Origin of the sequence: Aquimarina rhodophyticola (genome assembly GCF_042434915.1) — a bacterium.
In the GTDB taxonomy this organism is placed as follows: Bacteria; Bacteroidota; Bacteroidia; order Flavobacteriales; family Flavobacteriaceae; genus Aquimarina.
The window spans coordinates 1230064-1244971 of sequence record NZ_CP170198.1 but is presented as its reverse complement, the minus strand read 5'-3'; the positions used below and the strand labels follow the sequence as shown (position 1 = coordinate 1244971).

The following is a 14908-nucleotide window of genomic DNA, read 5'->3' as shown; positions in this document are numbered from 1 at the left end:
AGGTTAACCTTAGACTTATTTAATTTCAAGATAGTATCTTTGTATCGTACTAATTTTATATAGACAAGTTTTGTTAGAAAACTATGATATCATTTTTTAGTATGCAAGAATTATAAATAATACGCCAAACAGATAGCTCTATCCTTTTTATGCCTTTTAAAAAATTACATTCCGATATCCAAGAAAAATTAGAGTATTTAGATATTACACAACCTTCGTCTTTTCAAAAAAAAAGCATTCCTGTTATTAAAAGTGGCGTTAACACCTATTGTTCGGCACCTAAAGATAGCGGTAAAACTACTACTCTGATTGTTACAACCCTGCAGAAACTTAAATGTGAAGCTGTAGGTAACGCTCCAAGAGCAATAGTACTTGTCGAAGATTCAGATAAAGCATTAGCTTTACATGAAACGTTCTTAACATACACTAAGCATACTTCCTTGCGAGTTTATGTAGCACATGAAAAATTACATGTAGATCTTCAAAAATCTGAAATTTTTGAAGGTGTTGACATTCTTATTTCAACACCAAAAGCTATTAAAAAGTTGTTTTTACTCAATGGCGTCAATACCGCACAGTTAAAAATTTTTAGTGTTGATGATGCGGCATTCCTAGTTGATAATTTGGCATATACTACCCTATTATCAATTACTCAAAGCATTGCTAAATGTCAATTTGTTCTTTATTTTGAATCCATTCCAGAAAAATTGAAACGGTTTGAGTCGAGTTTTATGGAATATTCCAAAACAATTTCTATGTAATCACAATTCTATTAAAACCGATTGTAAAGTCATTTTAACTCTTAGCTATTAACGAGTATGTTACTACCAAAATTACATTATATATCAAAGGGTGATACGCCCAATGAACATCTGAAAAACATTCAGAAAGCTTGCACCTTTGGGTTTGAATGGATACAATTGGCTATCAATAATATATCGGATAAAAAATTTTTGAAAATAGCTAACGAAGCTAGAGAGATTACTGCTCATTTTCAAACACGTTTACTTATAACTGATCATTATAAAGTTGCAAAAGCTATTAAAGCTGATGGCGTATTTTTGAGAAATAAAGAAATAAGTCCAACCACCATTAGAAATCATATATATAATTGGCAAATACTTGGTGGGGCTGCACATAATTTGCAAGATTGTAAGCTACTACTTAATCAAAAGGTTGATTATATTAGTTTGGGTCCTTATGACGATATAATTCTTGAGGATCGGTTACCGGAAACCTTAGACTTAAATGCTTATAATACCATTGTAGATGTTTTAAAAACTAAAATTCCAATTATTGCAAATGGAAACATAACTACTAACGATGTATTAAGTTTATTAGAAATAGGTATTTACGGTGTTGCTGTATCTAATGAAATTACAAATGATTTTAATATTATTCGTAAATTTAACGAACTACTCAAAGCATCCTCTACCAAAGAGCAACGCCATAGTTTTAAGTAAATTTGATAACGCCTTTTCAGACTTAAATGGATGATAAGAATCCTATACGTACATTCCTTTAAAACATTATAAAAATTAAACTAAGAATACATGCATCAAAGTAATAGGCGTATTACCAGTCAATAGGAAAGTAATCCTTTAAAAATTTACCAGACCAATGTTTACCAGTATTGATTCCGTCTATTAAGGGATCCATAACTCTTGCTGCACCATCTACAATATCTAAGGGTGGCTGAAAATCATGAACTTCTATTTTCCTTTTAGATAATGCTATAGGATCTTCATCGGTAACCCAACCTGTATCTACTGCATTCATATAAATACCAGATTTAGCAAAGGTTCCAGCAGCTGTATGCGTAAGCATATTCAACGCTGCTTTTGCCATATTGGTATGTGGATGTCTATCTTCTTTTTTAAATCGATGAAACTTTCCTTCCATAGCAGAGACATTAATGATATGTTTTTTTTCAGTATTTTCTTTCATCATCAACGTAGCCAAACGATTACATAAAACAAAAGGAGCCACGGCATTTACTAATTGTACTTCGACCATTTCTGTGGTTTCGATTTCTCCTAATTTTAAACGCCAGCTATTGGTTTCTCTAAGATCTATTTGTTGTAAATCTTCATCCAATTGTCCAACAGGAAAAACTTCAGAAGATTGTAATGCGGCATCAAAACTATATGGAATTTGAGAGAGTGCTGCCGAGTTGCGTAATCCTATACCAGGCTCTGGTCCATGCCAGGAGATTGGTAATATATTGTTTTTATGCGTTTTTGATACTTTCGTACTAATTTCTGATAATTCCTGTAAACATTTACTATGATTTATTAATAAGGGTTGTGCTAATTTTGGCAATTTGGATATAGGTAATTTTTCATTTTCCAATAAATGAAGATAAAAACCAGAAGGCCTTCTTACCGTTTGTGCTGCATTATTAATTAAAATATCCAAGCGATCGTATGTTTGCTCTATATAATTGCAGAAAATTTCTACACTTGGTATGTGGCGTAAGTCAAGTCCATGAATATGCAAACGTTCTTTCCAATCTATATAATCCTCTTCTTTGGAAAAACGAATTGCAGCATCAGCAGGAAAGCGTGTAGTGGCTATAACCGTAGCTCCAGAACGAAGTAACATTAGCGTGATATGGTATCCTATTTTTAATCTTGATCCAGTAACTACCGCTACTTGATTTTTTAAATCTGTTGTTTGAAAACGTTTCCCATAATTTAAATCACCACAAGTAGTGCACATAGTATCATAAAAGTGATGCAATTTTGTAAAAACCGACTTACAAACATAACAGTTTCTTGGTGACTCTAAAACTTCTAATTCTTTACTGGCAAGTTCTGTAGGCATTAATAATCTAGGAGCTTCAAATAAAGTTGTTTCACGAGCAGTTCTGATTCCAGTTTTTTTTCGCGCTGATCTATCTCTAGCCACCATTTTTCGCTTTGTAGCTTTTTTGGCATCTTTTCGACGACGTGAAAATTCTTCTCTAGTAGGTCTAGAGAGCATTCCTGAAGCTTTTAACAAGGCCTCTCTTTTTTCTTTAGGAAGATCAAATAATTGATTAGTATTAGTTAAGAGGTGTTCTAATATGGATATACAGGTATCTATTTCTTCTAAAGAGAGTTGTTCTGTAGTTTGTTTTTTGTTAGAATCTTGAGGCATATTTTATATAAACGTTAAGGCTATCAATTATTGATACGAAGAGTTTCGGCTAAGATAAGAATCCCAAGCGTGAGAACTGAATAATAGTTTATATGTAAACTTATAGTATCAAATAAAGGACTGCTGCAACTTAAACTGTATAAAAAAAGTCCATCTAAATAAATAGACGGACTTTTGTAAAACTTGAAGATATGTATTAGATAACTTTTACGTTTACTGCATTTAAGCCTTTGTTACCTTCTTGAAGATCAAATTCAACTTCGTCGCCTTCACGTACTTCGTCAACTAATCCAGAAATGTGTACAAAGTGATCTTTTTCAACTCCTTCTTCAGTGATAAATCCAAATCCTTTAGACTCATTGAAAAATTTTACTGTTCCTTTACTCATTATAATGTAATTAAATTTATATTACAATTACTAGAGCAAAGGTCGTGCCAAGAGATTTATTAGGGTTTATTAATAACGTTCTATTTTTAAAATAAGAAGAATATACATCATTAAAAAAATTAAAAAGAACCGAAGATGAGAAGTACTGATCTAACAGTCAGGCTATATGTCTATTTTATTAGAAATCAATTGTTTCTAAATGAAAATAGATTTTAGTATGTCAAAACAAGACAACATGTCTAAAAAGTTGAAGTAATATTCTTATAGCGATGTGACACAATAGAACTTATACATTATCATACATGCACTAATAAGTAGATCATATTGTTTAAAAAACGGCTTTAATCCTATTTGATTATTTTAAAGTGGCTCTTAATTAGTGATGTTTTTTTATAGTATTATAAATAAAGAAATAGGGTTTATCGAGTGCTTAGATAAAAAAATCCTATTACAGCTTAGACCGCAATAGGATTTTATAATATAATATACGTAGCGTTTAAGAAAAGAAATTGATTATAAATAATAGCAACTCTTATCTTATTTTAGATCACAAACATTAGTACGCTATTGTTTGTTATGATTAAATAGATTTCTTCACTATAACTTTTGTGATCGTTCCCGTTGCAGATATTAACTTTAGAACGTACATACCATCATTATAGTTAGCTAATGTAAAGCTGGTTTTTTCATCTTGCTTTATAACTTTTTTGAAAAGTAATTCTCCAGTAAGAGTAAATACTTCGATTATTCCCTCTGTTGCTTGTGAAGCAAAATCTACTTTAAATTCTGCTGCAGACGGATTGGGAGATACATATACTTTTTGTTGAGGATCCCCTTTATCATTTGATACGTTTGTTTGTTCTAATAAAGTATTTGCACATGCTTCAACAAAAGACCAAACTTGCCATTGTCCAGAGTTTGTATCTGGATTTTGATTGCTTGTATACCAATTATTTCTGTATACTTTATTTTTATGAACTACCAACATTCCTGCGGTTGGATATACCGCTTGCGCATTCCAAATTTCTATAGTAGAACAATCAATTCCTTCAGAAATATCTGCGACCGTTACTTGTACTGATGCAGAGGTTCTTACACCATTTTCATTATCTTTTGCAACTGCAGTTAACTCGTACTGTGCTGCTAATGTAGGCGTCCAATCCAAAGAATAAGGACTTGAAGTATCAATACCAATGGATTGTCCATCCACAAAAAATTCTACACTAGTTATTGATCCGTCAGAATCATTAGCGGTGGCTGTTATAGTTACTAGTGTATTAGTAGGTAAGTTACTGTCTGAAGCAGGTGAAGTAATCGAAACATTGGGTAAATTATTTGAAGAGCCATTATCATCACAGTATTGTTTCCAATTTTGAACAATTTCTTTAACCTTTTTACCCGAATCTGTAAGCATACTATCAGACCAACCGCCTGATGAGGATGCTCCAGGTATCAAAACAGCAGACCCTTCATTTTTATCAGTTATTGACCAATTTGCATGTGTAATATCATTTTCGCTAAGAAAACGCATCCATTCATCTGTAGAGTTATAATCCACAGCACCCGAACCATTTGCCTGTACACTTCCCCACTCTGTTACCATAAGTGCGATCCCATTATCAAGGGCTGTTTGCGCTTTTCTCCTTAAATTTTCTTTGTGGGTAGCAGCATAAAAGTGTAACGTATATGCTATATTATCACCATTGATTGGATCCATAGAGGCTACGTCTACATCCTGCGACCAAGTTGGAGTACCTACAATTATTAAGTTATCAGGATCTATAGCTCTAATTGCAGAAATAACTGCTGTTGCATAGGGTTTTATTGTATTAGACCAAGATACCTGTAAAGGCTCATTATAAATTTCATAAATTACGTGAGGATTGTCACCATAGGTCTGCGCCATCTCTTTAAAGAAATCTATTGCCGCTTGCGGGTTGTCCTCTGCATGATGTGAGTGCCAATCGATAATAACATACATACCTTTTGCAATAGCAGCATCTACTACCGCTTTTACTCTATTCTTGTTTTCGACAGGATTACCAAGATAACCTCCGTTATCCTCGACTCCCATGGCGGCACGCACTAGCATACTATTCCAATCATTTGCTAGCCAATTTACTACATCTGCATTGTAGTATTTTTCGGCACCCCATCCCGAGTTAGACCAGAAAAAACTGTTGCCTGCAAAACTTACAGACTCATTATTTTGATCAACAATTTTGTTACCGAGAACACTAAGACTACCATGAACATCGACGGGGGAACTTTGACAATAATTTTGTGCGTTTAAGCTAAAGCTTGATGTGTAGAAAACAAAAATTAGTAAGCCTAAAATTTTGCTTTTTAAAAAGATTTTTTGATTCATAATTTGGGGTTTAAAATGTAGTTTAATTAAGGTGCTAACTTATAAAAATACACACTGAATCTATTACGGTAATCCCACAAATTAATACTTATTTTGACGTAAATACTTGTACTTTTGGTTAACCAGCTATGATTAAGAACGTAGTATTTATTAAAAAAAAATGCCTAATAAACTCATTAGGCATTTAATAACTATATAAAAGCAATTATAGTTTAATTAATTGAAAGTACTTCGAGCTCAAAAGTTAAGTCTTCACCTGCCAACGGATGATTTGCATCGATCACTATGTGATCATCTTTAACTTCGGCAATTTTAAACTGTTGTTGGCCTCCTTCTGCATTAGAACCCACTAATCCCATCCCAACTTCTGGCTTAATATCTTGAGGTAGTTCTGCTTTGGGAACTTTATGAAAAAGATCTTCTCTAACCGCTCCATATGCTTCATCTTTTGTAATTGTAATGGTTTTTTTCTCATTTACAGCCATATCAACTAATCCTTTCTCGAACCCAGGAATCAAACTTCCTTTTCCCAATTGCACCTCTAATGGCTCTCTCTCCAAAGAACTATCAAATACGTTTCCATTGTTTAGTTTTCCTGTATAATGTACCTTAACAGTATCATTAGGTTTTACTGTACTCATAAAATTGTATTATTTGTTTAATAATTGCGGCGAAGTTAGGATTTATTAATCTGAACACAGCATAGTTTCTATTTTATTAGCAAAAGGTACTTTATTTAGTCACTTTATTCTTAAATTTTTGAAAAAGTGTACATAGATGATGCAACTTTACTTAATGAGTACAGGTAATGTATAATTATCTATAAGTTTACCTTGATTCACATTTTTTACTCAATTTTTAGGATCAAAAAAAGCTAAAAAACTATCTTCGCGCGATGTGGATGTATTTAGGCCTTTTGGCAGCACTTTTTTTGGGTTTACACAATCTTTGTAAAAAGGATGCAGTACGTAAAAATGATGTACTACCAGTACTATTGGGAACTATTGGAGCAGGTTTTTTAGTTCTTCTACCTTTATATATCGCTTCAATTTACGCTCCCGAGTATAGTAAAAATCTTACCCTTTTTATTTCTCCTCTTCCTTGGTCATCACATGGTTATATTTTAATAAAAGCAATGCTAATGACTGCTTCTTGGATTTTGGCATATCAAGCTTTAAAGCACTTACCTATTACAATCGTTACACCTATACGCTCTGCAGGTCCTTTTTTTACATTTCTTGGTGCTATACTTATTTATAAAGAAGAGCCAAAAGGATTACAGTGGATTGGTTTTTTTTTAATTATTCTTTCTGTGCTGTTATATGCTAATATTGGTAAAAAAGAAGGAATAAACTTCAAAACTAATAAATGGATTTTTGCAATTATCGCAGCAACATTTTTGGGAGCAACTAGTGGCTTATATGATAAGTTTTTAATTCAAAGTTTAGGACTTAATCCCCAAACATTACAATTTTGGTTTTGCTTATATACGCTAGTTTTACTATTACTAGTTTTATCAATCACATTTTTTCCTTATGCCGAAAAACGGAAACTCTTTAAATGGCGATGGACAATTCCTGCCGTAGGTATATTGTTACAATTGGCAGATTATTTTTATTTTAGAGCATTACAAGATCCCGAAGCATTAATTATGTTGCTTTCTGCTATAAAGCGAAGTCAGATATTAATTGCAGTTGTCATAGGAGGTTTAATTTTTAAAGAAAAAAATAAACGTAAAAAACTACTTCCTTTATTTGGAATCATACTTGGTGTAGGACTAATTTTATATTCTTAATAGCACTCGAGTTATTACTATTAATTGGAGTATTTTATTATTCCTTCTATTTAAGAACTACAGGAAAGCATTGAACAACCAACCTTATTTCTTGCCCATTCGGGACGTTTAGCAAACCATTTCTCCTTTTCAAATTGTTCATCGTATGGTTTCTTTAGTAATTGAAATAATTCATCAATCATATCGTAGTTTCCTTGATCTGCTTCATCAATAGCTAATTGCGCCATATAATTGCGTAGTACATACTTTGGATTAACGGCATTCATAACTTTTTTGCGTTCTTCATCATTTAGTTTTTCCTGTTGTAATCTTTTGTGATAAGCAACAAACCATAGCTCCCACTCTGTCTTAATTTTTTCTCTAATTTCATTTGGTTGATAAAAAGCTTCAAAAACAATTTTTAATCCATTCCTTGCATTTTCTTTTGTTAGGTTGGATAATTTTCTGAAGAATATCGTCATATCGGTCTCTGAGCGTTGAAGTACGGTTTCTAGTTCTGCTATTAATTGTACATCGTTCTCATTTGGTTCAGATAAACCAATTTTTGATTTCATCATAGATAAGTAGTTCTTTTCAAAATCGAGATCATATTGTTTTAAAATGGCTTCTAGCGGTTCAACTTCTTGAATTAAAGGATACAGAGCATTGGCTAACTTATAGAGATTCCAAAGTACTAAATCTGGTTGTGTACCATAGCGATATCGTCTATTCTGCCTATCAGTAGTATTAGGAGTCCAGCCGAGATCATAGCCTTCTAACCAACCATAGGGACCATAATCTATGGTAAGTCCGAGTATTGACATATTATCTGTATTTATAACTCCGTGTACAAACCCCACACGTTGCCAATGTAATACCATTAATAAGCTCTTATTAACAACTTCTTGAAAGAAATTGAGATATACTCCTTTAGATGGGGTACCCAAATGTGGATAATGATGTTTTATAGTATAGTCTACTAGAGTTTGTAAGGTATTGGTGTCTTGACGTGAGGCAAATATCTCATAGCTACCAAAACGTAAAAAAGATGCTGCAACTCTACATACAATAGCTCCTTTTTCATAAGCGGCATTACCATTGTACATTACATCTCTTAATACCTTATCTCCTGTAAGTGCTAATGATAAAGCTCTGGTAGTAGGTATGCCTAAATGAAACATCGCTTCACTACAAAGATATTCTCGAATTGATGATCGCAAAACTGCTAAGCCATCGGCAGTTCTTGAATAGGGTGTTTCTCCTGCACCTTTTAATTGTATTGTCCATGTTTTATCATTGTGATGCACCTCTGCTAAATTGATTGCGCGGCCATCACCTAATTGACCAGCCCAGTTGCCAAATTGATGTCCACCGTAGCACATTGCATAGGGACGAGTGTTTGGTAAGATTGTATTCCCTGTAAAAATTTTTAAAAAATCATCCGTTTGTGCATCAGCAATATCAATACCTAGTAGATTGAGCATCTCTATAGAAGTGTGAAGTATCGTTGGATTAGATGTTTTTTTAGGAGTTACATATGAGAAACACGCTTCTAGTACTTGTCTTCTGCTATTCTCTGTAATGGGATCTGCTGGTAATTCTTTAGTAAAAATATTTTGTATATTAAATTTATCGATCATTACAATTAGAACATTTTATAGACTATTAATAGTAAATATAATAAATGAAATTAAGTTGAAAGGAGATAATATTAGTTAAAATTATCTAAGGTAGTCTTTATTACCATGGGTTTGCTTAATGTACACTAAAGAGACTGTCTATAACAGACAATTTACTAAGTAACAAGGCATATATTTATAAAGTGTATGCTATTAGAAACGTAAGTCGTCTTAGCTTTTTTATATTGCCATATTAAGTATTACAGTTACTTTTTCTACCATCACATATCTATCGTATAGTTTATAGAAAGCCTTATTATTCTGTGAATTAAGAATAATAAGGCCATGCAAAGGATCGTATAAAATTAGATTCTAGTAACGCCAGTAATATGTGGTTTTCCGTCTAATGGCTGAAAAATTTCAACTATTGCATCCCAAGTTTCTTCCTTATTTGAAGGTAGGTAAGCAGAACATTTAAAACGGTAGTTTGTTCCTGCTACAACTTAAGTTGAAACTGAGCTTGGAGAGTAACTTACTCCCACAAAACCGTTTAAAGCTTCATTGAAAATCGATTGATCTAGATCTGTTAACTGATGGTACGGACTCCATCCTCCTACAAGTTTTTGATTTTTTACAGTTATATTATTAGATTAATTTTGGTTTCCTACGCTATTTGAAATTTGGTTTTTCGGATTCCACCAACAACTATAAAATTACGCTAGCCTATCATTATAAATAGTTATAAGGTAAAGATGCTAAGAAACTACAACGTTGATAGAAATAAATTTGTAGGCGCAATTATTAGGTGGATTGCCGTACCTATTTAGTATATAAACGTAAAATAAAATGGGTTGAAATAGTTATGGGATTGGTTACTTAACCAAGTAAGTGCTCCTATGGATAATAGCTATAAAGGTCTAGATCCTTATCAATACGAAGTATTTTTTATGATAAAAAAGGTTTATAATTGGCTAATTCCAATAGTATCTTTTAGTTGAGAACAAGAAAAGGATTGTACAGGTTAGCAAAAGGCTATTTTAATTTTAAGAATTGGTTAGTATTTCATTGTCATATATTATATTCGTATACTAAAAAAAAAGAGGCTATCGATAAGATAGCCTCTTTTTATCTACTATTAAAGTCTATTATTAAATAGCTTTAACATTTACTGCGTTTAATCCTTTGTTTCCTTCTTTAAGATCAAAAGATACTTCATCGCCTTCACGGATTTCATCAATCAATCCAGAAATGTGTACAAAATGGTCTTTTTCAACACCTTCTTCGGTGATAAAACCGAAACCTTTGGTTTCGTTGAAAAATTTTACTGTTCCTTTACTCATTATAATGTAATTAAATTTATACTATTTTATTATTGTAAATGGGGTTACTATTGAGTGAAAAATCTTCTTTATTAAAGTATCCTCTAACTATTACTTCTGCAAAGTAACTTTAACTGCGTTCATTCCCTTCATTCCTTTTTCAAGTTCAAAGGTTACTTTATCATTTTCACTGATCTCGTCAATCAACCCACTCACATGAGTAAAGTATTTTTCTTGATTTTCTGAATCTATAATAAATCCAAATCCTTTTGAAGGATCAAAAAAGGAAACAGATCCCTTTCTTACAGGATCTATCTTTTCCCGGTCACCTTCTAAAGTTTTAGGAATATTAATTTCAATACTCTCCACATCAACCTTAATTTTTTTTGAAGGATCTGGAGGTGTGTCTGTCAAATTTCCGTTATGATCTACATAAGCAAATTCAATACCTTTTTTCCCGTTTTCTTTTGCTTCGGCCTTGCGGGCTAACATTTTCTTTGCCTTTTCTTCACGTTTTTTTAAACGCTTTTTTTCTTTTTCAATTTTATTAAATGTTTGTTGCGATTTTGCCATTCGTGTCTTTAAAATGTTTTAACCTATACTGGTAAGAATTTTGCAAAGATACGTTAATACTTCGAACTTACATAGCAATATCACTATTAATCTGATTTTTAAAGAGTTTTATTTTAAAAATTGATCTAGATCTTTCTTAAGTATCGTCGGTAAATTTATATATATAACTTCCTACTAGTATAGTATAATAGTATGGGTTATAATAATACTTAGCATGACTACTTATACGCTAATAGTTGCGCTATACTTTTTATACTATCGGGTAAGCGACCAACGTTTTGCAATTTTAATGCAGCAAGTTTGAGTGCTGTTATTAAGCATTTCTCTATCGGTTGCCTTTTTATGTAAGCAAATAAAAATCCACTCCAAAATGCATCACCAGCTCCTGTTGTATCGACTACTTCAGCGATTTTTATCGCTGGTTTACTAATTTTGGGTTTACCTTTCTGAGAAAGAATCACACCTTCTTCTCCCAGCGTAAGGCATACAATATCAACACCATTTTTATGAAAAAAATCAAATACCTCATTTATACTAATTTTATAACCAAACAAACGGTTCATATCATCTTTGCTTAGTTTGACTAAAGGATTGTATGAACAATATTTCTTAATAACTTTAATTGCTTCATCGGTTTCTTTCCAAATTTTTTCTGAATAATTTAAATCAATGCTAAGCTTACATCCCAAATCATAAGCTTCTTTAGCTTTATTTAAAATAGTATTGCGCGCTGGTTGTTTGCTTAATGCAAAACAAGTAGTATGATATACTTGTGCATGAGATAATATCTCTACGGGAACTTGATCTTCGGTAATCAAAGAATCTGCTGCACGATAGGCTATGAAATCAGGTGTTCCAGTAGATCTAGATACGAAAACAGTACTCGTAGGCAACTGATTGTTTCGCTTGATATATTGTGCACTCACTCTAGCCTCCCCAACCCGTTGAAAAATATAGTCACCAAAACCATCATTTCCGACAGATGCTATTAGTGCAGGTTTTAAACCCAATCGAGCTAGATTCATTGCTACATTTGTAGGGGATCCGCCTAAATATCTATGATAATCTTTTGTATTATTCAATTGTACCCCCTTTTGATGACCAATAAAATCTATTAAAGTCTCGCCAATACAAATTATATCTATGATGTTAGTTAAATTCAAATCAAAAATTTTTTACCGTTACTATATTGTGTTAATATTATTTCTGCAGCAGCGCTCCAACTGCAATATTTGGTCCCTATCGCTTTTTGGGTAATCGTATGAAAATTCTCGTAAAACCCATACGATTGTTCCGAATTTAATCGGCTTATATGAACAAGAACTTCTTTAGATATTTCAGGCTTGTATTTAAATACTCCAATACCATAAAATCCGTTTACCATTTGCCAAGTACCACCATTATGAAACTCATATGGATAATTTCTAAATTCATATTTGCAATTGCCTACCAATAATTTCCATTCTTCACATTTTTCAGTAATGGGATCCCAAAATGCTGGAAGTAGCTTCATAGCTAAACTTTCTCTTAACTTTTCTGAATATGCTATGACTTTACTTTGAAACTCATTAGTTCCCAGGTCTAATAACAAAGCGAGTGAATTGCCAAAGGCATCATACATCGTTTGATATCCTGATGGATTTATAGAAGCCGCCCAATAATTAGAATTAGTTAAAGTAGTATATGCCTTGGGATGATAGGGTGTTTTAAAGTTTCCTGATTTATAATTTCCATCAACTATGGCTGTAATATGTGCTATTTTATCTTCTAATTTATTGGAGGGTCGTAACGATTGTACACATCGTAATGCCCATATTCGTAGTACTTGGTCATAAAAAGTATGTCCTTCAGTTATATATTCATCTGCCCAGTTACCAGATCTAGGAACGTATACAAGATGATTGTTATTAAATTCCCAAGCTTCTAACAATTGTAAGCCTTTTTCGATATGGGGTAGCATCTGTTCTAAAAAAGATGCATCTTTTTGTATAGCACTATAATTACATACTCCAATAATAAACCACGAAATAGTATCTACGCGACCTGCCAAACCTCCATAACTAAGTTCTGTTTTCTGTTTCTCACTAAAAAAAACATTGGACGGAATGTGGCCAAGCGGATGCTGATAATTCGCCAACGTTAATAAGGTATTTTTAAAAGTATTTATGAGCTGTAAATCACCATCCAAAAGTGATGCAAGTCCACAGATAACACCATCCCGCGCCCAAATTCTTTGATAATTTGCAGTATCTTCAGAACTTGCCAAAAAACCATGAGGTGTAGAAACGTTTTGAAGTAGTTCCAATGCCTTCTTATAAGAAATAGAGTTCATCATATGTACTATGTTGTTTTTTTCGATTTTATAAATAAAGTACAAATAGCACTTAGTACTAAAAGAATCCCTGCAAAAGTTATAGCATTGCGAGGATCATTATTCAAAAAATTCTTTAAGATATATCCGAACGAAATATTTTGTATAATCATGGGAATAACAATCATCATGTTGATGATGCCCATATAAACACCATAACGCTCTTTTGGAATAGCAGCAACTACCATTAAATATGGTATGCCCATCATACTTGCCCAACCAATACCAAACCCTGTGATTGCAATAAATAATATATATTTATCATGAATATTTGGAAATGCTAAAAATCCCAAAGCTGCCAGAAGTAGGCATGCAAAATGAACACTTTTTGCATTATACATTTTTGCTAAACCTGCTAATGCAAATGCAGTGAGAAATGTAACAATATTATACCACCCATTAACCAGCCCCGTCCAACTTACAGCTAACTCATAGAGGTCTGGATCGCTTTTGGGTGTAGCATCCCATACAGACAGTGCAATACTCTTAGATGAATTTTGCCAATAGCAAAAAAGAGCATACCACTGAAAAAGATATACTAATGCTAATTGCCACATAACTTTTGGCATGTCTGCAATAGCATAGAATATTTCAAGTAAAGGTTGAAAAAAACTTTCATCTTTAGACTTTAAAAGAGCTAATTCTTTCTTTGTGGGTGGTATTTCTGAAGTTGTTTTTAATGTCCATAAAATTGAACCTATAGAACAAACTGCTCCTAAAAAGAAGGAAGCGTATACCCAAGTAGGCAATGCTCCAGTTTTTCCAATAAAAATTAAAGGAAAGATAAAGAGTGATACATTTGCCAAAGTTTGACCCAAACCCGTAAAAAAACTTTGCATTTGAAATCCTAGTGGCTGTTGTTCTTCGTCTAGCTTATCAACAACAAAAGCTCTATAAGGCTCCATAGCTGTATTATTTCCTGCATCCAAAATCCACAATAAACCTGCTGCCATCCATAATGAACTACTAAATGGAAAAGCAAGTAAACAAAGACTGCATAACAAAGCTCCTATAAAAAAATAGGGTTTACGACGTCCAAATTTGGGATGCCATGTTTTATCACTTAAGGCGCCTATAATTGGTTGTACAAGTAAACCCGTAACAGGACCTGCCAAGTTGAGTAATGGAATTTCATCTGGAGCGGCGCCTAAAAAATCGTAAATAGGGTTCACAGCACTCTGTTGCAAACCAAAACTATATTGGATTCCAAAAAAACCAATGTTCATATTCCAAATGTTCCAAAAACTTAATTTTATTTTTTTGTTCATTTAGATGGTTTTAAATTTTTGATTTCAGACTTTACTAGCTATATAATGGATTGTTCATCCAAACTATCTAATCTACTACTTACTGGT

13 protein-coding genes are annotated in these 14908 nt (G+C 32.8%); 3 read left to right on the top strand and 10 right to left on the bottom strand.

Annotation, left to right across the window (positions count from 1 at the left end; all coding sequences use genetic code 11):
* Positions 1-149 precede the first annotated feature (149 nt).
* Positions 150-761, top strand: coding sequence for a DEAD/DEAH box helicase (locus ACE939_RS05515; protein ID WP_378187836.1), 612 nt, complete (start codon positions 150-152; stop codon positions 759-761).
* 57 nt (positions 762-818) lie between these two features.
* Positions 819-1463, top strand: coding sequence for a thiamine phosphate synthase (locus ACE939_RS05510; RefSeq protein WP_378187835.1), 645 nt, complete (start codon positions 819-821; stop codon positions 1461-1463).
* A gap of 112 nt (positions 1464-1575) precedes the next feature.
* Here the strand turns inward: ACE939_RS05510 and ACE939_RS05505 are convergent, their stop codons facing one another.
* From ACE939_RS05505 to ACE939_RS05490, 4 genes are all read right to left on the bottom strand, one after another.
* A complete protein-coding gene (locus ACE939_RS05505; protein ID WP_378187834.1) occupies positions 1576-3141 on the bottom strand; it encodes an SDR family NAD(P)-dependent oxidoreductase in 1566 nt (521 codons plus the stop codon).
* A 196-nt stretch (positions 3142-3337) separates the two neighbouring features.
* Entirely contained in the window at positions 3338-3529 is a 192-nt protein-coding gene (locus ACE939_RS05500) for a cold-shock protein (protein WP_378187833.1), read from the bottom strand.
* Between the two features lie 580 nt (positions 3530-4109).
* Positions 4110-5897, bottom strand: coding sequence for a cellulase family glycosylhydrolase (locus tag ACE939_RS05495; protein ID WP_378187832.1), 1788 nt, complete (start codon positions 5895-5897; stop codon positions 4110-4112).
* Between the two features lie 212 nt (positions 5898-6109).
* Positions 6110-6538: a peptidylprolyl isomerase gene (locus ACE939_RS05490; RefSeq protein WP_378187831.1), complete on the bottom strand. Its 429-nt coding sequence runs from the start codon at positions 6536-6538 to the stop codon at positions 6110-6112.
* 254 nt (positions 6539-6792) lie between these two features.
* On the opposite strand from ACE939_RS05490, the gene ACE939_RS05485 reads away from it, so the two are divergent.
* Positions 6793-7692, top strand: a complete 900-nt coding sequence (locus ACE939_RS05485) for an EamA family transporter (RefSeq protein WP_378187829.1) — start codon at positions 6793-6795, stop codon at positions 7690-7692.
* A gap of 50 nt (positions 7693-7742) precedes the next feature.
* Here the strand turns inward: ACE939_RS05485 and ACE939_RS05480 are convergent, their stop codons facing one another.
* The 6 genes from ACE939_RS05480 to ACE939_RS05455 all read right to left on the bottom strand — a co-directional run bounded on the left by ACE939_RS05480 (position 7743) and on the right by ACE939_RS05455 (position 14821).
* Positions 7743-9311 (bottom strand): YdiU family protein, encoded by a 1569-nt coding sequence (locus tag ACE939_RS05480; RefSeq protein WP_378187828.1) that lies wholly within the window; start codon positions 9309-9311, stop codon positions 7743-7745.
* A gap of 1127 nt (positions 9312-10438) precedes the next feature.
* Entirely contained in the window at positions 10439-10630 is a 192-nt protein-coding gene (locus tag ACE939_RS05475) for a cold-shock protein (protein WP_378187827.1), read from the bottom strand.
* A gap of 90 nt (positions 10631-10720) precedes the next feature.
* Positions 10721-11182, bottom strand: coding sequence for a cold-shock protein (locus tag ACE939_RS05470; protein ID WP_378187826.1), 462 nt, complete (start codon positions 11180-11182; stop codon positions 10721-10723).
* 218 nt (positions 11183-11400) lie between these two features.
* A complete protein-coding gene (locus tag ACE939_RS05465) occupies positions 11401-12345 on the bottom strand; it encodes a carbohydrate kinase family protein (protein ID WP_378187824.1) in 945 nt (314 codons plus the stop codon).
* A complete protein-coding gene (locus tag ACE939_RS05460) occupies positions 12342-13517 on the bottom strand; it encodes a glycoside hydrolase 100 family protein (RefSeq protein ID WP_378187823.1) in 1176 nt (391 codons plus the stop codon). The genes ACE939_RS05465 and ACE939_RS05460 overlap by 4 nt, the downstream gene beginning before the upstream one ends.
* A 5-nt stretch (positions 13518-13522) precedes the next feature.
* Positions 13523-14821 (bottom strand): MFS transporter, encoded by a 1299-nt coding sequence (locus ACE939_RS05455; RefSeq protein WP_378187821.1) that lies wholly within the window; start codon positions 14819-14821, stop codon positions 13523-13525.
* Positions 14822-14908 lie beyond the last annotated feature (87 nt).

What these genes read in the sequence shown, in the direction of transcription:
- ACE939_RS05470 (WP_378187826.1), bottom strand. Translation starts at nt 11,182, where the DNA reads ATGGCAAAATCGCAACAAACATTTAATAAAATTGAAAAAGAAAAAAAG.
- ACE939_RS05505 (WP_378187834.1), bottom strand. Translation starts at nt 3,141, where the DNA reads ATGCCTCAAGATTCTAACAAAAAACAAACTACAGAACAACTCTCTTTA.
- ACE939_RS05455 (WP_378187821.1), bottom strand. Translation starts at nt 14,821, where the DNA reads ATGAACAAAAAAATAAAATTAAGTTTTTGGAACATTTGGAATATGAAC.
- ACE939_RS05495 (WP_378187832.1), bottom strand. Translation starts at nt 5,897, where the DNA reads ATGAATCAAAAAATCTTTTTAAAAAGCAAAATTTTAGGCTTACTAATT.
- ACE939_RS05460 (WP_378187823.1), bottom strand. Translation starts at nt 13,517, where the DNA reads ATGATGAACTCTATTTCTTATAAGAAGGCATTGGAACTACTTCAAAAC.
- ACE939_RS05490 (WP_378187831.1), bottom strand. Translation starts at nt 6,538, where the DNA reads ATGAGTACAGTAAAACCTAATGATACTGTTAAGGTACATTATACAGGA.
- ACE939_RS05510 (WP_378187835.1), top strand. Translation starts at nt 819, where the DNA reads ATGTTACTACCAAAATTACATTATATATCAAAGGGTGATACGCCCAAT.
- ACE939_RS05515 (WP_378187836.1), top strand. Translation starts at nt 150, where the DNA reads ATGCCTTTTAAAAAATTACATTCCGATATCCAAGAAAAATTAGAGTAT.
- ACE939_RS05475 (WP_378187827.1), bottom strand. Translation starts at nt 10,630, where the DNA reads ATGAGTAAAGGAACAGTAAAATTTTTCAACGAAACCAAAGGTTTCGGT.
- ACE939_RS05500 (WP_378187833.1), bottom strand. Translation starts at nt 3,529, where the DNA reads ATGAGTAAAGGAACAGTAAAATTTTTCAATGAGTCTAAAGGATTTGGA.
- ACE939_RS05480 (WP_378187828.1), bottom strand. Translation starts at nt 9,311, where the DNA reads ATGATCGATAAATTTAATATACAAAATATTTTTACTAAAGAATTACCA.
- ACE939_RS05485 (WP_378187829.1), top strand. Translation starts at nt 6,793, where the DNA reads ATGTGGATGTATTTAGGCCTTTTGGCAGCACTTTTTTTGGGTTTACAC.